Origin of the sequence: Nostoc paludosum FACHB-159 (assembly GCF_014698835.1) — a bacterium.
GTDB classification, from domain to species: Bacteria; Cyanobacteriota; Cyanobacteriia; order Cyanobacteriales; family Nostocaceae; genus Nostoc; species Nostoc paludosum.
Genome location: NZ_JACJTU010000028.1, coordinates 74,447 through 98,547, shown reverse-complemented (window position 1 = coordinate 98,547; position 24,101 = coordinate 74,447). Strand labels below are relative to the sequence as shown.

Genomic DNA, 24,101 nt, shown 5'->3' with positions numbered 1-24,101 from the left:
GAATGATTTTTACTTGGGGTCATGCTTTAAGCTGCTGGAATTCTTTTGCAACATACATTTTGGCAGTTTTTGACCCCTCTTCTTTCAATCTTGGTGAGAAATCCGGGGTAATCTCAGCTACTCTTGACGGTTCTAATGAAAATTCCCTGGCTGCGGAAAACTTCTGGGAACGGGTAAAACGAGCAAGAAACGAAGAGATTAAGCTGTTTGAGACTACTCCCACAGGACAAAGCTGGCGCAACAGCCGCCAATTAGGGGCTATTGAACAAGTTGATCCGAACCGTTGCACTATCCGCGTGAGGCTAGAACGCGATCTAGCCGATTATATGGCAGCAGGACGTTATCAGCTACCAGCCACCGGATTTTTGTTTTTTGAGGCAGTTGGTGACATCCAACAGATTCAGCGCAAAAAACAAGCCATGACACAATTAAGGCAAGGACGCACCCAAAATCCCTATTTAGGAAATTTTTTATTTGACGCTTCCCAAGCAAGACCTATCCAAAAAATTATCGAGTTACGACCAGAAGATTTGTTATTATCCTCAGCTAATCCCAGCCAGAAAGCAGCAGTAGAAATGGTGCTTGCAGCAGAGGATTTAGTTCTCATTCAAGGCCCACCAGGTACTGGCAAAACTACTGTAATTGCCGAGATTTGCTATCAAGTTGCTTTACGGGGTGGGCGCACTCTAATAACTTCTCAAGCCAATTTAGCAGTAGATAATGCTTTGAGCCGATTAGTTCATAACCCTGTAATCCGAGCTGTACGAAAGGGAAACGCAGAAAGAGTTGGGGAAGAAGGACAGCCATTTTTAGAAGACCGAGTGATTGCCACATGGTTAGAAAATACTGCTGCTGACTGCGAAAAAAATCTTGTTCAACACCTTGATGATGTAAAAATTTTGCGTCAATTATTGGTAGCATCACAACGATTCACAGCATATCTAAAAGTAGAAGAGGTATTTAAGGAAGAACAGAATTTATTACAGATACGCAAAGCGAATTTAGAATCAACTTGTACAACCCAAACAAATGAATATAATCAAGCTGCATCTCAACTGGCCGAGGTCGAATCTTTAAAAACTGCTTTGGAAGAGTTACTCAATCAAGCACCTTCTGTAGACTGGCAAGACCCAGCATTTGTTAATTTGTGGGCAGGTCTGAAGAAATACACATCTACAGAAGCTTCTGTGCGAAACTTTGCTGCAAATCTTCGGTTAGCAATTAATTTGGCTTCTGAACTTGGTATGGTTCATCCAAATTACGGCTTATTTGGTTTAGCTGCTTGGTTGCAGAACACTGTAGCTTCTTGGATTACTGAAGTTCGTACAGCATTAGCCTATGCCAGTAATATAGCTATGGCAATAACCGAAGCGGAATTAACTGCACAGACTTACAAACAAAATTCAGAATTTATTGTCCGCCTAAAGTCAAATCACCAACAATTGCTTGTCAACCAGCAAAGCTTACAATCAAGAATTAGAAATCTACACAATCGTGAATCTGAGGTCAGTTTAGCAATAACTGACCTTGATATATGGTTGTCTACAGCTAATTTAAATATCGTCAATGTCTTGACACAGTGCTTACAAAATCGTCAAGACTTTACAGTTGATTTAATCTCATTACCTTCGAGATTACGAAGCATGACGATGGAAGCTCAATATCTACCCTGGCAACAAAGTCTCGATCAGTGTCGGGTAAAAGTTAATCAGTTAATTCAGAAATACCATGAAAGGGATAGAGTATGCAGTCGAGTTACTGAAATCAGAGATTTACTTGTGCGGGGGCGAAATATACTAGGTCATCGCTTAATCAATGAAGCTACTATTTCTCAGGTAAGCGTTAATAAAGTCCTAGACCCTGTGGAGTACCTCATAAAGCTGAAGCAACTAGCACAAAATAGTATCGATGAGATTGAGAAACCACTGGGGGTCTGGGGTCGGATTATTGAATGGGTGCTTGCGATCGCTCTCAAGCAGAAAAGTTTAGATTCCATAACTCAAAAGTTACGTCCATATAGCCGTCGTTATGGTGCGGCGGTAACTCTTGAGGCTATTAGGAGACAAACCCAGATTATATGTCAAAGGGTTGAAGCTGTTGATAGTGAATCGGCTATCCGCCAAATTACAGCAGAGGTGGTCAACGGCATAGTTACAAGTGCGGGTACATGGCTCAAACAACTACAAGCTGAAACACAAAAAGAGCAAAAGCAGCTTGAGATTCAATTAAACGAACAGATGAGCTTGGCAACTCATGAGCAGCAAAAAATATTTGCTAATCAAGAGCAGCTAGAAACTTATCGTAGTGAGACTCATTTCAAGTTTAAAAGAGCGATCGCACTTTCACAAGAACTGTCATCCTTTCCACACTTACCTAATGAATTAACAGAGCGAACTTGGTGGCAGTCAACTTGGGAAGCTATTCCTGGTAAATTCAAGCCTGAAGTTGATTCTACAGACTTGTTGAATCTGAAATTTTTACGCGCCATCAATAATCACTTTGAATCTTGGCAACAGCAACTACAACAACAAGAAAATTATCTCAATCGATATCAGCACTTTATCCAAGATTGGATAAATAAATTAAGAAAGCCAACAGAAGGCGATGCCTGCGGCGGGCTACGCCTACGCAACGATTTAAGGCGGATTTATCTAGATAACGCCAATGTTGTTGGTATCACCTGTGTGCAAGCTGCAAATTACAATTTTTCACAAGAATTCAAATACTTTGATATCGTCATTATTGATGAAGTGAGTAAATGTACTCCTCCAGAATTATTAATCCCGGCCTTAAAAGGCAAAAAATTGGTCATGGTAGGCGACCATCGACAATTACCACCCATGCTCAACACGAAGACTTTAGAGGAAGTTTCTCAGGAGATTGGCAGTACAAATACAGAACTAGAATTATTGCAAGAATCACTGTTCAAAATTCAGTTTGAAACTGCTGATAATAGCATCAAAAAAATGTTAAATATTCAATATCGAATGCATCCCATAATTATGGGAGCAATTAATCAGTTTTATGATGGCAAACTAGAATGTGGTATTTTAATACCTGACACAAAACGCGCACATAATTTGGCAGGTGAAATAATTCAACCAGATAAGCATCTTATCTGGGTAAAAACGCCCAAAGAAAATAAGTTTGAAGAGGAATCTGAAAAAACTTCATTCTTTAATACTCTAGAAATTGATGCAATTGAACGTCTCTGCAAACAATTTGAGGGTAATTGGGCTTCTAGAGTTGCCAATGGTGAACCAAAAAAAGAAATCGCTGTAATTACATTTTATGGCGCTCAACTCAGAAAAATTGATGAACGGCTACAATCTAAAGATTTCCCTTCGCTGCAAATCACCACTGGTACAGTAGACCGATTTCAAGGTATGGAACGGCCTGTTGTGATTGTTAGTATGGTTCGCAATAATAGTAAAAAAGATGTTGGATTTGCTAAGAAGCCAGAACGAGTTAACGTTGCATTTTCCCGCGCTAAAGAACTACTAGTAATTGTGGGTTGTCATTCGTTATTTACTCAGCAGCGTGGACAAATCGGGAGTATGTACTCCAATGTTTCAAATATCGTGCATTTACATGGAGGTTTTATTGATGTTTCTCGACTCTTATGCTAAACCTATTGATGATAATCTCAAAAAGTTGGTAGAAGAAATTGAAGCGCAAAGTTCTAGTTTATCAGTTTTAGCAGCGCGTCAATTTCGCTATAGCTTGGGTCAAACTCCAGTAGAAGTAAACATCAAAGAACCCCGCCCATTTAATGTACTCGAAGAATTTATCATCCGCGCTGCAATTGAATTTCAACCTCCGCCGACAGAAGATGAATTAGCCTCTGTACTTGGGCTTGATTCTGTATTTATCCGCAGTACTACTACAACTCTTCGCTCATTACAAACTCTATCAGCAACATCGCCACTAACAGTTACTCCTGAAGGTCGCTCATTTTATGAAAAAGGTTCTGTACCACAGCCTCCATATTCTGTACAGCTTAATGCTATTACAGACCCTTTAAGTGACAAGATAACTTTTCAATCTGAATCCTTAAATGAAACAGTAATAAATCTGCCTGATTTAGCAGATTTTATAAATATTGATAATATAGTTACTGATATTTCCGCGTTAGCACTTGAAGAAATACAAAAAAATATTCAGGCTTCAGGTTTAGCCCTTCATATACCAGAAGAGGGAAAAATAGTCACTTCATTTAAGGTAGTAGCTTCGATTCAAAAAATTTGGCAAAAAATATCGCTTTTCGTTATATTCGATGCTATTGAAGATAAGTTAACCATTCAAATAAGAAGTGGAAAGCAAATTTTAGAGGTAGCGTCACACCGATTGCAAATACTACATAATGAGGGTAAAATATCTTTACAAAAATTATGTAAATTGTCAAATGAAGCCATCAATTTTGAACGTGAAGCGATTCTTAAGCAAAAAAATACTGAAATAGAAGCTAGACTGGAAAAAATTCGTCAAGAAGCTTTAGAAAATGCTGTAAAAACCAGTAAAAAAGTAGATGCTTATACAGTAGTAGGTGAAGCTATTCAGCTACGTGATGGGCAAATTGCTCAAGCTTTTATAGATGTTTTAAATTCGGCTAAAAATCAGGTTATCATTTATTCTCCTTGGGTGAACCAAGCAGTTGTAAATGAAAAATTTCTGGCTTTGTTACAAAAATTAGCCAATCGCGGAGTTTGGATTTTGATTGGACATGGAATTGCGCGACGAGAAGAAGACGAAGATAAACCAATATCACCAGAAGTAGAAGAAAAACTTCGAGCAATAAAAACACCTGATGGATTGCCATGTGTACAGGTTTTTTGGTTGGGAGATTCCCATGTCAAAGAAGTAATAGTAGATCAAAAAATCCATCTTTGCGGATCTCATAACTGGTTATCTTATCGCGGCGACTACCTACCAAGAGGCGAATCAGTTTATAAAGTTACAATTCCCCATCAAGTCCAGGAAGCTTATAAATTTATTGCTAATCGCTTTCAAAATCATGCTCAAAAATTATGGCAAAATTCTCTAGAAAATCGCGATTCCAAGCTGGCTATAGAGTCTCTTTGTACATGGGGTGCATTGGGAATGGAAGATATTGCACTCCAAGAGATACAGCAAAATGACTGGCTGGAACTTATGCCTGTCTGGTTCGATGTCACACTTCAAGGGTTAAGGTCGAAAAATTTACCAGATGATTCAACGATATTTAAAACAGCACTTTCCTTATTGAATCAGGTTTCTCTTGAAGAAGGTTTTACCGTTTCATTACAAGATAAATGGCGTCAAGTTATCAATGCCATCGCAATTAACAATCCTCAAACTGCTTTAAACTTACTTAATACCAATGCTGTGTAAATTCGCACTCAATAATTCTTAACTTATTTTTTGCTTTGCATCCTTCTGTGCGAGACGCTATGCAGACGCAGTTCGTCGAGTAGACTTAATCAATTCAAACGAGCGCGGCAGGACTCGAACCTGCGACCGATTGCTTAGAAGGCAATTGCTCTATCCACTGAGCTACGCGCCCAAAGTAATGTACTGGCTCCCAAAAGAGTCATCTAAACCATTATACCGCTTTGCGCGACTTAGAAGCAATCAAAAATTGCAGATTTATCACTAGCAAGGCTAAGATCCAAGTCGCTAGTTATCAATCTACATTAAAAACGAAGCAGATGGCGTATTGGTTAGATATATTGTGTTGTCAAGGGGTTGCTTACCCCAGGCCGAGTCCTTTTAGGCAGCTTACTCTAATGAAATATCCAGCGAAGCGAGCAGCTTCGCCCATTTTTATAACACGCTAGGTAATTTCAGCCTTGGCGATGCTGCCAAATGCCATTATATATTCCATATTAAGAATGCCCCTGTGAGGAGTTATTTGCTAGTGCCATGTTTATTCTCAAACGGCAGGATGTTGAAATATCAAGCATTCAGCACCCAAAAAAGGATCAGCAGGTGCCGATCCTAGATTATCAAGGGCAGACTTTTCGCTTGATTAGTGTCTTCAAAGCTAGTCAAGAAGAAGAAGCTAGAGCCTTATGGAGAGAATTAACGGATAACCGGGGTAAAGCCTGTGTCTTACTGGAAGAACCGGAACGTTTCAGCGTTTGGGGGAAAATCCGTTTAGAACAGCTAGGTAATGACACAGGTGGTAGTCATGGCAAGACGGGGATTTTGATTCAAGCCAGTATTTTACTGTTGCAAGGTGTTTATATCGACATTGAAGAGTTTTTGGGTGCTAGGCAAGCTGCATTATTTGAGAAAGATATTGCGGAGGTATTCCAGCAAAAGCAATTTCCCCAAGCATCTCCTCCAGAAACAGTTAAATCTTTGGTATCTAACGATCCTTTGCTTGGAGCCAAACTGCCTCCTTGGCAAGAAAATCACGTAGTTATCCTTTTGCAAGAATTACATCGATTAGGCAAGTCCTATTTTGGGAATGCCAACTTTACCAAACAAGTGATTTATAAGTTAGAAGATATGCCAGAAGCCGAGCGATCGCTGTTTCTGTCTTGGCTAAATCAATCAGCACTAGGTAAACTATGGCAGTAGTCTGGAAATTTTTCTCAAAAGTTCCTACTGTCGGCACTTGCTTTTGGTGTCCGATTGTGTCTTATTTGGCAGACACACTGCTAGCTATACAATCCTTTAACTCAAAATACTGCCAGAGTGCATCTACATAGTCAAGCCCTATGAATAACTCTTACGACAATTCCTTGGTTTCTAAATCCATTTTCACCACTCAGAACATTGTTTTGGCTAATATTGGTTGGGGTGTGCTGGCACTGTTATACTTTTTGTTGTTTAGTGCCAAAATTCCCGGAGCAGATGGCATAGAAAGCCGAGCCGAGTGGTATGTGATTGGCACAAATATTTTTGAAGCCTTAGCTTATTTGGGCGCTGGTATCTTATGCTTGAGAAACTGGCTTAGTCCGCAAATCGTCAGTGGTCGGAATGTTTGGCTCTCTATAGGCTTAGGTATGCTTTCCTATTTCATTGGAGGGATAATTTTCGGATATACCGAAATAGTGTTAAAAGAAGAACCAGATGTGTCTTTAGGCGATATATTTTTTGTATTGAGTTATCTGTTACTTGGCGCAGGCATGATTTTAGCTGTGGCTTCCAGGCGAATCAATCTGGAAAAATGGCAGTGGCTAATTGTGTTAGCAATTGCTGTATTCGGTAGTTTGTTGGCATGGTGGATTTCTATGCAACAGGAAACATCGTCAGAACTTTTGGTCGCTATTTTGAATTGGTTTTACGTAGTTAGCGACGTAGTTCTGTTAATTATTGCTACCACTCTGCTGTTAGCCTTTTGGGGAGGAAGAGTTTCCCAGTCTTGGCGAATGATTGCCGCAGCGGCCTTTTCGCTCTACATTGCAGATATGTGGTTTAAATACGCCCAAGGCCCCAACTATCAAAGTGGAGAGATACTAGAAGTGTTTTGGGTATTTAGTGGAGTGTTATTTGGCATGGGCGCTGCCCTGGAATATGACGCATCACTAAGACGAACGCGGCGTACCAGCACACGAAAACGAGCTTAGCAAAGATTTTTGGTATCTACCGTGAGAAAACTAACAGACTCTGACAAACAAGAAATTCTCAAATTGTATCGAGAAAGTGCCGAAACAACCTCTACTTTGGCAGAACGCTACGATGTAAGTAACTCGACGATTAGTCGTTTACTTAAAAGTACTTTGCCAGAAGATGAGTATGAATACTTAGTATCTTTAAAGCGGGCTGCCAGAACCCCTGAGGGTAGGGCACAGGTAAACTATGAGCAGTTACCACTGCTGATGAGTCAACCACAGCCAGAAATCGAAGTTCCACCTAGCGACAGCCAGCCGGAAGTCGTAGAAGTTGAACCACCACAGCTACGTCGTGTAGTAGAGGAAGAAACCGACTTAGAAGATACTGACGACTCAACTGCTGCGAGTAGAAGGGTACGGCGACGCACCTCAGCAACAGAAAAACCGAAGCTAAGAGTCACAGAGAAATCAGAAACTCCACAACCAAAACCCTTGGAAATAGCGAGTATCCCCAGCCCCATACTCAAGGATGAACGTCCAGAGGTAACTGTCATAGCACAGATGCTGGGAGAAGACTTGCTAGACGAGTCAGAAGATTTGGATGATTTAGAAGATGACGATTTAGAAGATGATGACTTTGAGGAGGAAGAAGACTTCGAGGAAGATGACTTTGATGAGTTAAGACCCCTAGTCACAAAACGCAGACCAGGTGAAGCATCAGTTCAAGTTTTACCACTATCAGCAGCACATTTGCCGAAAACTTGCTATTTGGTGATTGACCGTTCCTCAGAATTAATTACCCGACCTCTCAAGGACTTTGGGGACTTGGGGCAAATTCCCAACCTGGAAACCCAGCAAAGAACTCTGCCAGTGTTTGATAATCATCGGGTAGCCAAGCGTTTCTCTACCAAACGCGATCGCGTGATTAAAGTCCCCGATAGTAAAATGCTGCATAAGGCTCGTACTCATCTCCAAGCCAAGGGAATCACCCGATTGTTAATTGATGGTCAAGTCTACTCTTTGTCTACGGTTTAAAAGTGAGGAGTGAGGAGTTAAGAGTGAGGAGTGAGGAGTGAGGAGTTGGAAGTTGAAAATTTCATAATTTATAACTTTTAACTCCTAACCCTTAACTCCTAACTCTTAATTCTTAACTCTTAATTCTTAACTCCTAACTCCTCACTCTTAACTCTTAACTTTAAGCATAAACAGCCCTGGCAAAACGTTCTGCCAGGTAAATAATGTCCTGTTTGCGGGCAATTTGGTTTATCCATTGTCGGGGAATATTTTCTACGCCGTAGTAAATTCCCGCTAAGCCACCGGTGACGGCGGCGGTAGTATCTGTATCTCCGCCTAAGTTAACAGCTTTCAGTACCGCTTCGGAATAAGATGAGCTATTTAACAAACACCACAGGGATGACTCTAAGGTATCAATCACGTAGCCGCCAGAATTAATCTCTTCTACTGGTAATTTGGCAATCTCACCACTAAAAACTCTGCCAAAATGCGGCTTTTCTAATAAAAATTCCCGCACGGAATAAATTGGTTGGATATCTTGTAATCCTTGCAGGTAAGCTGTTTGGAGGTCAGCGCCTTCGAGCAAGGATACTGCAATACTAATATATATGCCACAGGCCATTTGCGATCGCGCATGAGCATGGGTAATTCCTGAAACATCATGCACCCGCGCTATTAATTCGCTGAAAGTTAAGTTTCTGTGACAATAAGCCATCGGCAAGATTCTCATCAACGAACCATTGCCGTTACTATTTTCAACTTTGCCACCCGCCTGATGGGGTACAACTCCCTGTTTCAAGCGCATCAGTGCTGTATGAGTCGTTTGACCGATATCAAAGACATCGCCACGGGGAGTCCAGTAAGCTTCCTTGTACCAGCGCCAGAAGGAATTAGCTATGGCTTCTAGGGAATACCCTCTACAAAGACTTTCTGCCAAGCAAAAGCTCAACGAACTGTCATCTGACCAAGTTCCCGGCGGTTGATTCCATGTGCCATAACCCAACATAGTTGTCACTGGAGATTTGATTCGTTCTGCACGGCTAGTAAACTCCACTGGCACACCCAATGCATCACCGACACATAAACCCATCAAACCAGACAACGTTTTTGCAGCGGTTAGCATTATTCAATCTCCAATAATTGCTAAAAATTCACTTTATAGATTTACTCTCTAGCTTGTTGCCACAGATGCTACAGGCTACTTTTTCATCCTATGTGAAACGCAAGAGAAAAAATCAGTTGACTGGCTGTTGTTTAACTAGATTGCAGCTAATTTTTAGTTCCCCTAACTATGCCACTTTTAAAAGCGTCTGTTTTTGAGATAGAAAATTGGGAATTCTCGAAAAATTAAGTGTAATTATAACATTTTGTTCAAAATTATTCAGCTAATTGTTCTTCACTCTGGTGCAGCGATCGCAACAGCTACTTAAGAAAATTCCATAATTATCTGGAACATTTTTACTGAGCTTTCGACTGGGAATATAACAGTAAAAAATACAAAATTTGGTCACAATTATGAAAACCTTACTCAAGTCTATCCTGACAATTTCTGCATTATCTTCTTTAGTAATTGCTCCTGTTCTTCTATCACCTGGTCAAGCTTCTGCCCAAACCAAAAAGGGTACTGATGCTAGTTATGTTGGTGCTGGTATTGCAGCTGGCGTTACTAGCGGCGGACAAGGAACTAACGATGATGCTACATTTGGTGGTAATGTCACAGGTCGCCTAAAATTAGGAAATACCCCATTTTCTGCACGCGGAAATGTTCTTTGGAGCGATAAAACTAGTGCCATTATTCCAGAAGTTTCTTTAGATGTACCTATTGCTAATAAAACTAATGCCTATTTAACTGGTGGTTATTCTTTTGTAGAAAAAGATGGTTCGCCAACTCCTATAGGTAACAAAGACGCAGTAGTATTAGGTGCTGGTGTTGAATCGGAAGTTGCTAAAAATTTCCTAGTCTATACTAATACTAAGGTAGGAATTAATGCTTATCAAAATAGCGATACTCCTGCTGTTAGCATCAATGCTGGTATTGGCTATAGCTTTAAATAAAAGCTCAGCAAAAGATTCCTGGGCCACCAAAGTTCAGATTTAAGCAAACCTGAACTGCGATTTCTGGCTGAGTGAAAAAAACTTCATCAGTATCAACTCAGGTAGGATAAATGTTGAGAGCAGGGTAGCACAGCTGTGCTACCCTACTTATTGGGCTTACTTCAGGTAACTCAAAACCGTTATAACTATCGAGAAAAAACTCTTTTTCGTTGAATTGATTAATTTTAATCATCAAGCTGAACTAAAGAGTATTCAATCACTCTATACTTTACTCAGCACTTTGCACTCTCAAGATTAGGTTTTGTTAAGTCTTACATCACTGAAAAAGCCGACTTTTGCCGTGTTAAAATCAAACTATTCCTCATTATTCCGGCCGGATTACCGGGGATAAATTAGCCGAAAGGATACTAAATATCTCGGAATTCGGCGTCCACGAATGCTTTATTGAGAATACTATACAAGTCTAATGGTTAACTCTGCTCCTTCCCCCGTCGCTAGCCGTAAGCCTTCTAAAGTAGAAGTAATTAAGGAAAATAGCAATTTTTTGCGCGAACCTGTAGCAACTGAGATTCTTGAAGATACTACTCATTTTAGTGAAAACGCTGTGCAACTGTTGAAGTTTCACGGCTCTTATCAACAGGATAACCGCGACAACCGCACTAAGGGACAGGAGAAAGATTACCAGTTTATGCTGCGGACGAAAAACCCTGGTGGTTTGGTGCCGCCGCAGCTGTATCTGGCTTTAGATAAACTGGCTGATGAGTATGGTAACCACACGTTACGAGCCACCACGCGTCAAGGTTTCCAACTGCACGGAATTTTAAAGAAGAATCTCAAAACAGCAATTGCCACCATTGTCAACAACCTGGGTTCGACTTTGGGTGCCTGCGGCGATATCAACCGCAATGTGATGGCACCACCAGCGCCGTTCAAAAATCGGCGCGATTACCAGTATGCTTGGGAATATGCCCAGAATATTGCTGATTTGCTTTCCCCACAAACAGGCGCTTATTACGAAATTTGGTTAGATGGCGAAAAGGCAATAAGTGGTGAGGAAAATCCAGAGGTGACAGCCGCGCGATCGCGCAATGGCAATGGCACAATTATTCATGACAACGAAGAACCGATTTACGGCACTCACTACATGCCCCGCAAGTTCAAAGTTTGCGTGACTGTACCGGGAGATAATTCGGTTGATTTATATTCTCAAGACCTGACTTTGGTGGTAATTACCAATAAGAAGGGAGAGTTAGAAGGATTTAATATCTTTGCTGGCGGTGGCTTAGGCAGAACACACAACAAAGGAGAAACTTTCGCTAGGCTAGCAGATCCAATTTGCTATGTAGCAAAAGCAGACGTTTACGACATAGTAAAAGCGATTGTAGCTACCCAAAGAGATTATGGCGATCGCACTGACCGCCGTCACGCCAGATTAAAATATTTAATCAACGATTGGGGTTTAGATAAATTCCGCGCCCAAGTTGAAGAATACTTTGGCAAACCACTTACACCCTTCAAATCACTACCAGAGTGGAAATATCAGGACTTCCTCGGTTGGAACGAACAAGGCGATGGCAAGCTATTCTTAGGAATTTCCATTGACAATGGTCGCATTAAAGATGAAGGTGCGTTTCAACTCAAAACCGCTTTACGGGAAATTGTCGAGCAATTTAACTTGCCCATCCGCCTGACGCCCCACCAAAATCTGATTTTTTACGATATCGAACCAGGTAACAAAGAAACCATTGACGAAATTCTCAGCCGTCACGGTGTGGTTTCTGACCCTGGAAAAATCGAACCTTTAGAACGCTATTCAATGGCTTGCCCTGCTTTGCCTACCTGCGGCTTGGCAATTACTGAGTCAGAACGCGCAATACCGGGGATTTTGGAGCGAATTCGCGCTCTGTTGAATAAAGTTGGTTTACAAAAAGAACATTTTGTGGTAAGGATGACAGGCTGTCCTAATGGCTGCGCTCGTCCCTACATGGCGGAATTAGGCTTGGTGGGTAGCGCCCCAGAAAGTTACCAATTGTGGTTAGGAGGTTCGGCAAATCAGACACGACTGGCACAACCTTACGTGGAGAAGCTGCACCATAATGACTTGGAAAGCGTCCTAGAGCCAATTTTTGTTTACTTTAAGAAATCAAAGAAATCAAAAGAAAGCTTTGGTGATTTTTGCGATCGCGTTGGTTTTGATGCCATCCGCGAATTTAGCGCCACCTACGAACCTGGCACATTTAATGGTGCGAACAAATCACGCCATCGGGTAAATTTGAAAGCTGATATCTATGGCAAGTTGAAGGAAGTATCCGAAAGCCAAGGTAAGCCAATGACTCAGTTGGTAACCGAAGCCTTAGAGGTTTACTTCCAGAGTCTTTCATAAGTAATATCCTCATGTTTACCCTGTTATTTCTTAACTGGTAGGGTTGAGTTAGGGGGAGGTAATATTTTCTTACCTCCCCATTAATTCAGAGATATTTTGAATAACTTACAACTACAACAGCTTTCAAGTTGGTTAAGTACCAAATTCAGTGTGGTAGTCAAGGAAAAAGTTTATTTAACTCTGACTTAGAATCTATGCTTTAACTGTAGCTTTTTGTTGCTGTTGGCGCTTCATAATAAAATTTACACCAATTGTACCGACTGCTAACAGACCTAACATTGAAGTAGGTTCCGGAACAGATTTCGTAGCAGTTCCAGAAATCACAATATTATCTATGTATTGTACTGGTGTCTCGATGCGGCCGTCTTGTAGCGCAGGACGCGTAAATAAAAACCGAATTTCATGTGTTCCAGCAGTAACGTTAGACAAAGTACCTACAAGTTTACTGAATTCTGGCAAGCTTGCATCAATATCAAGAAAGTCAAAAGTATCTAAAAGAACATTATCGAAAAGTAAATCAACCTTACCCCCGCTTGCATTAGTCCTTTCCTCAAGTGTAGATGCTATGTCAGCAGAGATCGTCAAATCTCCCGCTAAAAGATTAACAATTTGAAAAATGCCACCTCCAGCGTACTGACCAGTAAAATCAACTTCACCTACGCGGAACCGAGCGCTGTTGCTTGGAATGCCATCATTATTCGTATCGAAAGGAACAACATTTGGAAAACCGGGGCCTACCGTACCATTAGGTGTAGTAAAAGTTGTCCACCCAGTCAGGTCTCCAGTTTCAAAATCTCCATTGATTAAGGGACTTGCAGAAGCCTGCTGAATTGCTACTAAAGTCATAGCCACAGTTCCTACAGTAGCTAGAGACAAATTTTTCACTAAACTTGAAATAGCCATAAAACTAACTTAATCCTGAGAATTTAATTAATTACGATACATAAAAATATTAACTACTGAGAATTACTGACACACCCTTTTTACGAAAAAATCATTAAATATTAAAAGATGAAGGTGTATTTTTTACAGTAATTTTATTTAGTATTGACCAAAACTAAAGTAGCAAACGTGGTGTCTATTAACTAAAATCCTCAATCCGATGTCTCAACTGCAAAGAATTGCGATCGCACCTTCCCAACTCCAGCAACAGCAAATTTTCCTTACCAAAGAACAGCAACATTACTTAGGGCGGGTGTTGCGTTTGCGTGAAGGCGATCGCTTTATTGCAATGGACGGTAAAGGAAAATCGTGGTTGGCACAGCTAACAGGAGAACAAGCACAACTTTTAGAATCCATCTCAGTAGAAACTGAATTACCTGTATCGATTACGCTGATGGTGGCGTTACCCAAAGGCAATGGATTCGATGAAATCGTGCGCTGCTGTACTGAATTGGGAGTAACTTGTATTGCACCAGTGTTGAGCGATCGCACTTTGCTTCATCCCAGTCCCCAAAAACTCGAACGCTGGCGACGCATCGCAGCGGAAGCCGCCGAGCAATCAGAACGTTCATTCGTACCGACAATTTTAGAACCTGTTACTTTTAGCACAGGTTTGTCATCAGCTATTAGTAATTTGTCATTGGTGAATAGCCAGCAATATATTTGTGTGGCTCGTGGTGAATTTCCCCATTTAAAAGATTGTTTACAGCACCAAGGACAAGAAAAAATTGTCATTGCTACCGGGCCAGAAGGCGGATGGACAACACAAGAAGTTGAAAATGCGATCGGAGTTGGATTTCAACCTGTTTCCCTTGGTCGCCGTATCCTCAGAGCAGTGACAGCACCAGTAGTAGCATTATCCTTGATTACCGCAGCTTGTGAAGTATAAATGAGTTATAGCTCACGCAGAGACGCAGAGGCGCGAGAGATTACTCTAGTGTGTATATTGAAATATGATTGAACAAGTTGCGATCGCCTTTGACAATAAAGACTATCAAACAGCTGCTAAATTACTCAAACAGCTGCAAAAAGAATCGCCGGAAAATCCTTGGGTGCAATTTTATCTCGCTAGGCTGCACGAAGTATCTGGAAAGTACCAAGATGCAGAAATAATTTATCGACAGCTGCTGCGAGATACAAGGAACACCAGAATAGTGACGCTAGCACGACAAGGTTTGCGACGGTTGCAAGAAATTGAGCAAGAACAAAGACAACGGGCCATTGCAAAAGCAACATCCGAACCTAATAACACCGAACTTGGCGTATTAATCTTAGAACCTCTTGATAACGAACTCAAAGCAGAAGCATCTCGAAAATTTGCCCAGATTATGCAAATAGATCCTTACAGCGCACGGCTAATGCTACCGAGTCGTGGCTGGAAATTTTACCGCACTGGACAAGTGGGAGAACTAAAATTTTACGGCGAACAGCTACAGCAAGCTGGTATTCCCTGTTTTTGGACAACAATAACCGCCATTCAACAAATTCAAGTTTTTCAAGTCAAATATTTTTCCGAATCTAAATTAAAAGCTACTGTTGTTTGCTGTAACCAAACAAATCAACTCGGTTCTTTAACTTTTGATTGGTCAGAAGTTACAGCAAGAGTAGTAGGACTTTTGCCCATTTTTGAACAAGTTGTAGACGTTGACGCTCACGGTAAACTAGAACGGAAAACTCAAACACAAGACTATGCTCATTTTTGTGATTTACACCTACCTGCTAGACGTTCTATTTTGCGACTTTATGATAACGGCTATGAATTTCAGCAAGGTTTAGAAATCATTCCTCAAGCTAGCCAAAATACAATCAGAATTAATTGGAATAGTTTATCAAATTGGATTGGCCAGCAACTACCTCAAGTCAAAACTTGGTCAGATTTTACACCCTTTGCAGATACAGCATTAGATCAAACAGAAATGCTCGATCAAATTGAATCTCACATTCACCTATTTCGTAGAGAACAAACTAATTGGGACTCCGCTTTTCATTTATATAGTGGATTAGTATTTGTTAAATAAGTAAATTAATTACAGCAGATTTCAAGGAAAGTCAATTACACGAGCTAAATCCCAAAGCCAGATACAAATATAAATAAATCTTATAGGCTTAATAACTTATTTGTATAAATTTTATATTTCCTCCATCGGCTTCAAAGGATATTTTGGAAATTATATGTCATGAAATCATGATATTTTGTAGTAATCAAAGTTTTAAATCAATGAATTTGAATTTTTTACTGACAAAAATGCTGATTTATGGCTTAAATATTCTGTTCGTCAGATGAAAATTTTAGCTGATAACTCTAATTTAAAATTCTGTCTATTGACAGAATTTATGTACTTTTTTAGCTAATTTGCTGACAAAAATTAGCTAAAGCAGTAAATACAAGGAATTTTTTTGTGTTGAGGACTGTTGGTTGTAGTTGCTCTGGAGAATTATGAAAGGTTATTTACCCAAAGGGCGGATTTCTTCAAGCTATCTAGCGAGGTTAAATTATCAAAATGTTCAGGAGAGATGGAAAAACTACTGCTTTAAAATACGTGGAACTAGGCGTTCATTTTGTTTAGATAGACCCCACCACAGACACATATTTTGGAGTTGGTGCGGTAGTTTTATTGGAATAGCTATAACGGCTTACCTTTCTGTAAAAACTAATTCTCCTTTGTTGATGGCTCCCTTTGGCGCTACTAGCGTATTGATCTTTGGTGTACCTGACAGTCCTTTAGCCCAACCTCGGAATGTAATTGGTGGGAATCTTGTGGCGGCATTAGTTAGCCTGACTATTCTGCATCTTTTCGGTTCAGAACCTTGGGCAATGGGAATGGCCGTAGCTACAGCCATTGGTATGATGCAGCTTACTGCAACTTTACACCCTCCTTCCGGAGCAGTTGCATTAGTTGTAATGATGACGAAACCCGACTGGCAATTTCTTTTAACTCCTGCCTTAGAAGGTTCGATAATTTTGGTACTCTGTGCCGTAGTATTCAATAATCTGGCGCACGAGAGAACATATCCCAAATATTGGTTATAACTTTTAGCGTTCCCGTAGCGTCAGTTTCCAAAAACCATTCTTTTAATAAATTCGCTAACGCTGTGGGATTTCGGCTCAATACCAAGTAGGGTGTGTTAGGCTTTAGCCTAATGCACCGCTATTCTTATTAAAGAATTCAATGATGAATTCATAAGGCCTTTTATTTTGGCTATTGCCGTTAGTAACTCTAGATTATCCTGACTCCATTTTTTCATTTCCGTAGGAAGTTTGGAATCAGATTCTATTAAAAATTCTCGTGTCTCTATATTTTCTGGATATTTTGGTTCCAACAAAATAATTAAATCAGAAGATTCAATACTTTTATTATCTTCATCGTAAATAAGTTCTAGTTTAAAATTATAAATATATGATGTGCGTAGCAAATATGGTGCGTGTTCATTACTAGACACTTCTTGTTCACTTTTTGGCAAAAATAAAGTAAACGTAAATCTATCTACATCATTACAACTTACGCACTGAGAAATTTTTATATTTTCAATATAAACAACTTTTGATTGTGGATTTAAATAATTTCCTGTACAAAAATTAAATGGTAAAGTAACATCAAAATTTAAAGTTGCAGGTAAAGAAACTTGGTAATCACAGCTAGGTGGAACAGTTCTGCTCCGCTGCGTTGCCATAGCAGGTGCTGGTGGATAAGCTTGCTGCTTATTTTTTTCAAGTTTAGGTAAAACCCAACTTTTCAGCATCCATACATCATGAAATAAAAATTTAGCATTTTTCAAAAAAGCAACGCGATCGCCAATATTACGGACTTTTAAATCAATTACACAAGAATTAACAGAACCTTCAAGAGAAACATCAACAATTTTAAGTGACGAATCATTATTTTGCGAATTATGATGAGAGAAACCGATTTTATAGTTAGCTTTTGCTAGCCAGTCAGCAACTTCTCTCCAGTCTTTTAAAGTATTAGAAGGTCGGTTAGTTAGTACTTCGATATAGCGATACAATCCTCTAGATAAATCAACTCGTAAACCTCTAACTTCCCGATTCATTATAGCAGCTATTTCAGTAGGACTATAACCGCAAAGTAATCCCCTCAAGCAATTTATTTCCAATGGTGTAAGTTGTTTTGGTTTCCCAGAAATTTGCTGTTTTGCAGAGGTGAGATCTTGACACAACCTTGCTAAATTCCAGTCATTTTCAGCTTGTGCAAAGAGTTGGGGAATTGGTGTCATTGTTGGATTTATCAACTTCTCCCCCATATCCTAACAAAACTCCTAAGAGTGGTTAGGTTACAGTTGCTTGTTGCTTTGGTTAGTCTAGGTTTATGTTGAATCCAAAAGAATTTATCAAACCTATGAATACAGTAAGTGCTAAAAACCAACAATTAGGCGGTTTGTACGTCCAATCCCCTCAAGGAGAAAAGCTAGTTTTTCCCCTCAAGCATACAGAAGTATTAGCGAAAGTTGCAGGTAATTTGTCACGAGTTGAGGTGATTCAAAGCTTTGAAAATCCCTTCACGCAGCCTTTAGAAGCAGTGTATATCTTTCCGTTACCTGATGAGGCGGCGGTGGATGATATGGAAATTAAAATAGGCGATCGCACTATTAAAGGTAATATTAAAAAACGTGAAGAAGCGCAACAAATCTATGAGAAGGCAAAACAAGAAGGACGCACCGCAGGACTTCTAGAACAAGAACGAGATAACATCTTTACCCAATCTCTGGCTAACATCAAACCTGGCGAACAAATTGATGTCACAATTCGTTACACTGAAAGTTTAAAATTTGAGGCGGGAAACTACGAATTTGTTTTCCCGATGGTGGTGGGGCCAAGATATATTTCTGGAACAACCATAGATAATAGCGGCGACACAGATAGAGTTCCTGATGCTTCTCGGATTACACCGCCTGTAGTGCCAGAAGGAATGAGATCGCGTCATGATATTAATGTCACAGTGGAAATTGATGCAGGTTTACCAATTTCTCAAGTGCGTTCTCCTTCTCATCAATTAAAAATTGAACATTCAAGTCAAATAGTGCGGGTTCAATTAGCTGGCGAAGATACAATTCCCAACAAAGATTTAATTCTCCGCTATCAAGTTTCCGGCCAAGAAACTCAATCCACAGTATTAACCCAAGCTGACGATCGCGGCGGACATTTTGCTATATATTTAATTCCAGCTTTAGAATATTCTACTGATGAAATTGTCCCCAAAGATGTCGTTTTTTTAGTGGATGCTTCTGGTTCCCAATCAGGCGATCCGTTGCGAAAGTGTCAAGAATTGATGCGGCAATTTATTAATGGGTTGAACCCCAATGATACTTTTACAATTCTCGATTTTTCTAATACTGTCAGGGAGTTATCAAAGACACCTCTACCGAATACAGCAGAAAATCGTGCCAAAGCGATCGCTCATATTAATAATTTGCGAGCTTCTGGCGGCACAGAAATGCTCAGTGGCATTCGTACAGCCATAAATTTCCCCACACCAACCGGAAGATTGCGCTCTGTTGTACTGCTAACCGATGGCTACATCGGCAACGAAAATGAGATTTTGGCAGAGGTACAAAAGCATCTCCAAGTGGGAAATCGCCTTTATAGTTTCGGTGCTGGTAGTTCAGTTAACCGTTTTTTATTGAATCGTATTGCCGAAATCGGCCGGGGAATATCTAGAATTATTCGTCATGATGAACCCACACAAGAAGTTGCCGAAAAGTTCTACAAACAAATCAACAATCCTGTACTGACGAATATTCAAATTTCTTGGCAAGGCGATACAGAATCGCCTATAATTTACCCAAAAATAGCGCCTGATTTATTCAGCGAACAACCATTAGTTTTGTTTGGTCGCAAACAAGATAAAGCCAGCGGTAATCTGCAAATTTCCGGCATTGCTGCGGGCGGTAAGCACTATGAAAAAACGTTTCACCTCACATTTGAGGAAACAGGAAATCCAGCTGTAGCACAGTTATGGGGACGTTCTTGTATTAAAGACTTGATGAATCAAATGGTGAATTATGAAACCAAAGCTGGTGTAGAAGCAGTTACAGAAACAGCTTTAACTTATCAATTACTTTCTCAATACACTGCTTTTGTTGCCGTCAGCGATGACGTGCGAGTTGAACCAGGAAGCGAATATCTGTCTATGCAGGTGCCAGTGGAAATGCCGGAAGCTGTTAGTTACGAAGGAGTATTTGGCAGTCCTCCCAATGGTGCTGTTATGCGCCAAATAGCATTTTCAATTGCACCAATGACACCAGCGCCAGCGCCAGTTTCAGCAGAAGCTCCAGATTTTCTTCGGCAAAGGCCGACGGTAAAGAAAAAAAAGCAAAAAAAATTAGCGCCACTATCGCCAAAAGTAACAGCGCCCATCTCTCACCAGTTAGAAGTCGTCAGCGCCGCTGGTTTGGATGAAGCGACAATTGCTGACTTAACCCAACACTTAGAACAAATAAATTTACCCCCAGGCTTTGGTGGTGAAATTGTTTTCGAGTTCACCGTCAACAAAGGTCGGGTAGCTGGGATAATGTTGGATGAAGAAGCATCAACCCAAAAAGATGCAGCTGTAGTGGAGAAAATTAAGCGATCGCTCTTGCTTTGGATAGTTCCCACATCTACAACTGCTAAAGTTGTCTTAACCTTGCGTATTCACGTTTAACAAATTTGTAGAGACGTTAAATTTTGCGTCTCTACTTATTAGTAGGGGTTTTAACCTGACGTGCTAGTTCTAGGTAAGCATTCATGTTTGCCCCTGGACGCCGACGACCATTAGAGCCATTAGCAGAAGGAGCTAGATACTTAGGCGCAAAGGTGGTTTCAGTTGGCTGCTCTTTTAAGACTTTGGCTGCTGCGGCTTTTGCATTGTTGCCAGGTTGAATTTTTAGACCTTCAGCAGTCTGGACTAGCTCAACATCAGCTGGTTTTGGATTTTTATCTGCTGATTTTGGTTGTTTAGTTGATTTAGCGTTAGTTGTGTCGGCTTTTGCTCCATTTAATGAAGCTGGCTTGGATGCGGTTGGTGCATCTGATGTAATTGTTTCCGTTACTTTTTTCGCGCTTGATGCAACTGTCTCCACTGCTTTCTTCGCGCTCGACGCTACCTCTTTAGCTGCTTCTTTAGCAGTATCCTTGGCCTCATCCAATTCTAAGAAGTAGTCGCTGCTTGTTTTCTTCCCTGGTAATAGGCCAGTCACAAAACCCAGAATACCGCCTAGCAAACCGAGAATACTTGAAATCAACTTTTTGATAAAACCCATTACAATTACTCCTGCCTTTTATATTTGAAATTTGACCGCAATTGTTAAAAATCACGACAATATGTTACATTTTCTACTTTGCGTCACCCTATTCTGGTGACAACCTCTATAGGTTTGTGTTTAATGAACATTGTAGTAAAACTAGAGCATAAATGCTTCGTCGCAAGCACTTACGAGCTATATACACCGAGAACTAATTATTAAATTTTACTGTAACTAAGAGCAAGATTCTGAAAGCTAGCTTCATAAAAATTAATATTTCTTTGTCTAATAATTTAGCCAATCCCTTTACTCTCAACCAGTGAAAGGAGTGTCATAGCCTGTTAGCAAACGCATCTAATATTGAGTTATTTTTGTTACAAACTTGCTCTCCAAATGTCTGAAGTTTTGCCAAGATATCTTTATCAAAAATCCGAAAAGTAACAACTTCACTTTGTAGAGCAGTATGTACTTACAAAAGTGAAATACACCACCTAAAATTTAGCTAGACTTTGTAAATGAACACAGAAAATCAGCAACGCAATCCCGTTTTGCTAATACACGGGATTGACGATACAGAAGCAGTCTTTCGTCAAATGAGACCGTATCTCATACAACAGCGTTTTACCGTACATGCCTTGAATTTAGTACCTAATAATGGCGATGTGGGTCTTGATGAATTGGCAAAGCAGGTAGCCGATTATGTTACAGCTAACTTTGGCTCAGAACAACCATTGGATTTAGTAGGCTTCAGCATGGGAGGAATTGTTAGCCGTTACTATGTCCAGCGATTAGGAGGAATTAACCGCGTGCAGAGGTTTATTACAATCTCTTCGCCCCATCATGGAACTGTGGTTGCTTACGGTTCCAGGCGTCCTGGTTGCGTACAAATGCGCCCCGACAGCCTTTTCCTCAAGGATTTAAATTCTGATGCTGTAATCTTGAAGCAACTAAATTTTACATCTATCTGGACACCTTACGATCTAATGATTGTCCCTACGAATAGTTCACAAATGCCCGTAGGACAACAAGTAATAGTACCAGTTGCTCTACATCCTTGGATGCTGACAGATTCTAGAAGTTTAGCAGCAGTAACAGCAGCTTTAGCAGAGCCTATTAAGCTACCCCTACTGAAGAAAAAATCCAGTCAGTAGCTAAGATACTTGTGACACTTTATTTATTTCTAATTACGAATTACGAATTACGAATTATTTACGTTCTATCCCCAATTTGTGTATGTTCGGAACTTCCAAAAATCGCCTCTGGGTAGCGATAATACTTAAACTCCAGGAGGTTGTAAAAGGGATCTTCTAAAAAGAAAGTACGATGCTCAAGAGGAGAACCGACGAAGCGATTTTTACTTTCTTCACGAAAAATTAGCTGTTGCTGTTGTGCCCTTTTTAGTAAGCCTTCCCAGCCACTTTCTTGGGTAAAAATTAGTCCAAAGTGCCTGGGATAAATTGTTTGTTGGGGTGTCAAAATTTCTTTGGTAACATGAGCTACTAATTGATGACCGTGAAGATTGAGAATTAGAGCATGTCGGTTTTCACGGCCGGGAATACAGCCCAAGCCATCTACATAATATGTTTTTGTCTTGGCAATGTCAGTCACCGGGAAAGCTAGATGGAATATAGTTTGGTTCATAGCTTGTAGGGAAAAAACTAATAATTGATACTATCTACAATTTATGCTGTAAAGTTTTAATTGTGGTTAATTACAACACAGTTTTAATTGACATTAACCGATATGCTTTATGGCAGTATGGCTGAGATGGCACACTGAGTATAATTTCATTTTTTTTCTTGTAGCATCGGCTTTTGACTTGTTTAAACTCGCACAGATGCCTATCCCACAAGATAAAGAGTAAATCTTAACAAACAAAAGTTTTGCATTTTGTTTAATCCATGTTTTTTAGTCAAAGTTGCATTGTATATCTAGAACATTGTCTGCATTTCCATATTGAGCTTTAAGAGCGATGCCTGTGCTATACATTTCATAATACAAACATATTACTTAGACCGGAAAAATATCATAAATTAAGCACTAAGCACCGTAAATTGGTTATTGTGTTGATATTCAGATAAAATTACTCTTGATTTATTACTGATGTTACCCTCAATTAATTCTGTAAATCCCTGGCTGGTGGGAGTAGGATTAAACACCATTTTATTGGGTTTAGCTGCGATCGCTCCTAAAAAGCTGCTTACCCCAGCGGGATTATTCCACGCCTGGTTACTAGCCATACTAATTTGGGGAACTTTAGGCTGGCAAGGTTACGCAGTGGTAATGTTCTATTTTTTAGTTGGTTCTGGTGTAACCCGCATTGGCATGGCCCAGAAGGAAGCCGAAGGAATCGCCGAAAAGCGTTCTGGTGCAAGAGGCCCAGAAAACGTCTGGGGTTCGGCTTTAACTGGTGCCTTGTGCGCCTTGGGAGTAGGGCTACTCAATTCGGGAGTTCTTGTACCTAATCCCCAATCCCCAATCCCCAATCCCCAATCTTTATTATTATTAGGTTATGTAGCTAGTTTCAGTACCAAGCTTGCTGACACCACTGCCAGCGAAGTTGGTAAAGCATACGGTAAAAGCACCTTCCTAATTACCACTCTTCAACCAGTGCCTCGCGGTACCGAAGGAGCGGTAAGCTTAGAGGGAACTTTAGCTGGTATTGTGGGTTCTGTAGCGATCGCCCTTGTTGCTTGGGGAGTTGGTTTAATTGATATATTGGGCGTAGCTTGGTGTGTGCTGGCAGCATTTATCGCCACTAATTTAGAAAGTGTCATTGGAGCAACACTGCAATCAAAATATACTTGGCTGACCAATGAAGTGGTAAATATTTTTAATACATTAATCGGTGCGATCGCAGCTGTAATATTTGCTTGGATGTGGGGCATTGGGCATGGGGCATAGGGCATTGGCAAGTTCAAGGAAGT

General features: G+C 40.3%; 18 protein-coding genes and 1 tRNA gene. 13 read left to right on the top strand and 6 right to left on the bottom strand.

Annotated features, from left to right (window positions below; translation table 11 throughout):
• Together H6H03_RS25385 and H6H03_RS25380 are read left to right on the top strand one after the other, a co-directional pair.
• Positions 1-3,629: AAA domain-containing protein (locus tag H6H03_RS25385; RefSeq protein WP_190957827.1), on the top strand; the 3,629-nt coding region annotated here is incomplete at its 5' end.
• Positions 3,592-5,370, top strand: coding sequence for a hypothetical protein (locus tag H6H03_RS25380; RefSeq protein WP_242057978.1), 1,779 nt, complete (start codon positions 3,592-3,594; stop codon positions 5,368-5,370). The genes H6H03_RS25385 and H6H03_RS25380, both read left to right, overlap by 38 nt.
• Positions 5,371-5,469: 99 nt before the next feature.
• On the opposite strand, the gene H6H03_RS25375 is transcribed toward H6H03_RS25380, so the two are convergent.
• Positions 5,470-5,542: transfer RNA gene (locus H6H03_RS25375), tRNA-Arg, on the bottom strand.
• 359 nt (positions 5,543-5,901) lie between these two features.
• On the opposite strand from H6H03_RS25375, the gene H6H03_RS25370 reads away from it, so the two are divergent.
• The 3 genes from H6H03_RS25370 to H6H03_RS25360 all read left to right on the top strand — a co-directional run bounded on the left by H6H03_RS25370 (position 5,902) and on the right by H6H03_RS25360 (position 8,576).
• Positions 5,902-6,564: an Npun_F0813 family protein gene (locus H6H03_RS25370; protein ID WP_190957826.1), complete on the top strand. Its 663-nt coding sequence runs from the start codon at positions 5,902-5,904 to the stop codon at positions 6,562-6,564.
• Positions 6,565-6,704: 140 nt separating this feature from the next.
• Positions 6,705-7,556 carry a hypothetical protein gene (locus tag H6H03_RS25365; protein WP_190957825.1) on the top strand — a complete coding sequence of 284 codons (852 nt, stop codon included), beginning with the start codon at positions 6,705-6,707 and terminating at the stop codon, positions 7,554-7,556.
• Between the two features lie 21 nt (positions 7,557-7,577).
• Positions 7,578-8,576 carry a transposase gene (locus tag H6H03_RS25360; RefSeq protein ID WP_190957824.1) on the top strand — a complete coding sequence of 333 codons (999 nt, stop codon included), beginning with the start codon at positions 7,578-7,580 and terminating at the stop codon, positions 8,574-8,576.
• A gap of 160 nt (positions 8,577-8,736) precedes the next feature.
• On the opposite strand, the gene H6H03_RS25355 is transcribed toward H6H03_RS25360, so the two are convergent.
• Positions 8,737-9,678 (bottom strand): ADP-ribosylglycohydrolase family protein, encoded by a 942-nt coding sequence (locus H6H03_RS25355; protein WP_190957823.1) that lies wholly within the window; start codon positions 9,676-9,678, stop codon positions 8,737-8,739.
• A gap of 392 nt (positions 9,679-10,070) precedes the next feature.
• Between H6H03_RS25355 and H6H03_RS25350 the strand changes: the two genes are divergently transcribed.
• Positions 10,071-10,610 carry an outer membrane beta-barrel protein gene (locus tag H6H03_RS25350; protein WP_190957822.1) on the top strand — a complete coding sequence of 180 codons (540 nt, stop codon included), beginning with the start codon at positions 10,071-10,073 and terminating at the stop codon, positions 10,608-10,610.
• A gap of 466 nt (positions 10,611-11,076) precedes the next feature.
• Entirely contained in the window at positions 11,077-12,993 is a 1,917-nt protein-coding gene (gene sir / locus H6H03_RS25345; RefSeq protein ID WP_190957821.1) for a sulfite reductase, ferredoxin dependent, read from the top strand.
• 192 nt (positions 12,994-13,185) lie between these two features.
• On the opposite strand, the gene H6H03_RS25340 is transcribed toward sir, so the two are convergent.
• Complete coding sequence (locus H6H03_RS25340; protein WP_242057979.1) at positions 13,186-13,896, bottom strand: PEP-CTERM sorting domain-containing protein; 711 nt, start codon at positions 13,894-13,896, stop codon at positions 13,186-13,188.
• Positions 13,897-14,095: 199 nt separating this feature from the next.
• On the opposite strand from H6H03_RS25340, the gene H6H03_RS25335 reads away from it, so the two are divergent.
• The 3 genes from H6H03_RS25335 (at position 14,096) to H6H03_RS25325 (ending at position 16,966) form a co-directional block, all read left to right on the top strand.
• The gene (locus H6H03_RS25335; protein ID WP_190957820.1) at positions 14,096-14,824 is read left to right on the top strand and encodes a 16S rRNA (uracil(1498)-N(3))-methyltransferase; all 729 of its coding nucleotides are present in this window, start codon (positions 14,096-14,098) and stop codon (positions 14,822-14,824) included.
• A 64-nt stretch (positions 14,825-14,888) separates the two neighbouring features.
• Positions 14,889-15,953: a tetratricopeptide repeat protein gene (locus tag H6H03_RS25330; RefSeq protein WP_190957819.1), complete on the top strand. Its 1,065-nt coding sequence runs from the start codon at positions 14,889-14,891 to the stop codon at positions 15,951-15,953.
• A 419-nt stretch (positions 15,954-16,372) separates the two neighbouring features.
• Complete coding sequence (locus H6H03_RS25325) at positions 16,373-16,966, top strand: HPP family protein (RefSeq protein ID WP_190957818.1); 594 nt, start codon at positions 16,373-16,375, stop codon at positions 16,964-16,966.
• 107 nt (positions 16,967-17,073) lie between these two features.
• On the opposite strand, the gene H6H03_RS25320 is transcribed toward H6H03_RS25325, so the two are convergent.
• On the bottom strand, positions 17,074-18,195 hold the full coding sequence (locus tag H6H03_RS25320; protein WP_190957817.1) for a helix-turn-helix transcriptional regulator: 1,122 nt from the start codon (positions 18,193-18,195) through the stop codon (positions 17,074-17,076).
• A 95-nt stretch (positions 18,196-18,290) separates the two neighbouring features.
• Here H6H03_RS25320 and H6H03_RS25315 point away from each other — a divergent pair, with 95 nt between their 5' ends.
• On the top strand, positions 18,291-20,594 hold the full coding sequence (locus tag H6H03_RS25315) for a VIT domain-containing protein (RefSeq protein ID WP_190957816.1): 2,304 nt from the start codon (positions 18,291-18,293) through the stop codon (positions 20,592-20,594).
• A gap of 31 nt (positions 20,595-20,625) precedes the next feature.
• On the opposite strand, the gene H6H03_RS25310 is transcribed toward H6H03_RS25315, so the two are convergent.
• Positions 20,626-21,192 (bottom strand): hypothetical protein, encoded by a 567-nt coding sequence (locus H6H03_RS25310; protein WP_190957815.1) that lies wholly within the window; start codon positions 21,190-21,192, stop codon positions 20,626-20,628.
• Between the two features lie 497 nt (positions 21,193-21,689).
• Here H6H03_RS25310 and H6H03_RS25305 point away from each other — a divergent pair, with 497 nt between their 5' ends.
• Positions 21,690-22,325: an esterase/lipase family protein gene (locus tag H6H03_RS25305; RefSeq protein ID WP_190957814.1), complete on the top strand. Its 636-nt coding sequence runs from the start codon at positions 21,690-21,692 to the stop codon at positions 22,323-22,325.
• Positions 22,326-22,383: 58 nt separating this feature from the next.
• Here the strand turns inward: H6H03_RS25305 and H6H03_RS25300 are convergent, their stop codons facing one another.
• Positions 22,384-22,815 (bottom strand): VOC family protein, encoded by a 432-nt coding sequence (locus H6H03_RS25300; RefSeq protein ID WP_190957813.1) that lies wholly within the window; start codon positions 22,813-22,815, stop codon positions 22,384-22,386.
• A 462-nt stretch (positions 22,816-23,277) separates the two neighbouring features.
• Between H6H03_RS25300 and H6H03_RS25295 the strand changes: the two genes are divergently transcribed.
• Positions 23,278-24,078, top strand: coding sequence for a TIGR00297 family protein (locus H6H03_RS25295; protein WP_190957812.1), 801 nt, complete (start codon positions 23,278-23,280; stop codon positions 24,076-24,078).
• The last annotated feature ends 23 nt before the right edge of the window (positions 24,079-24,101 follow it).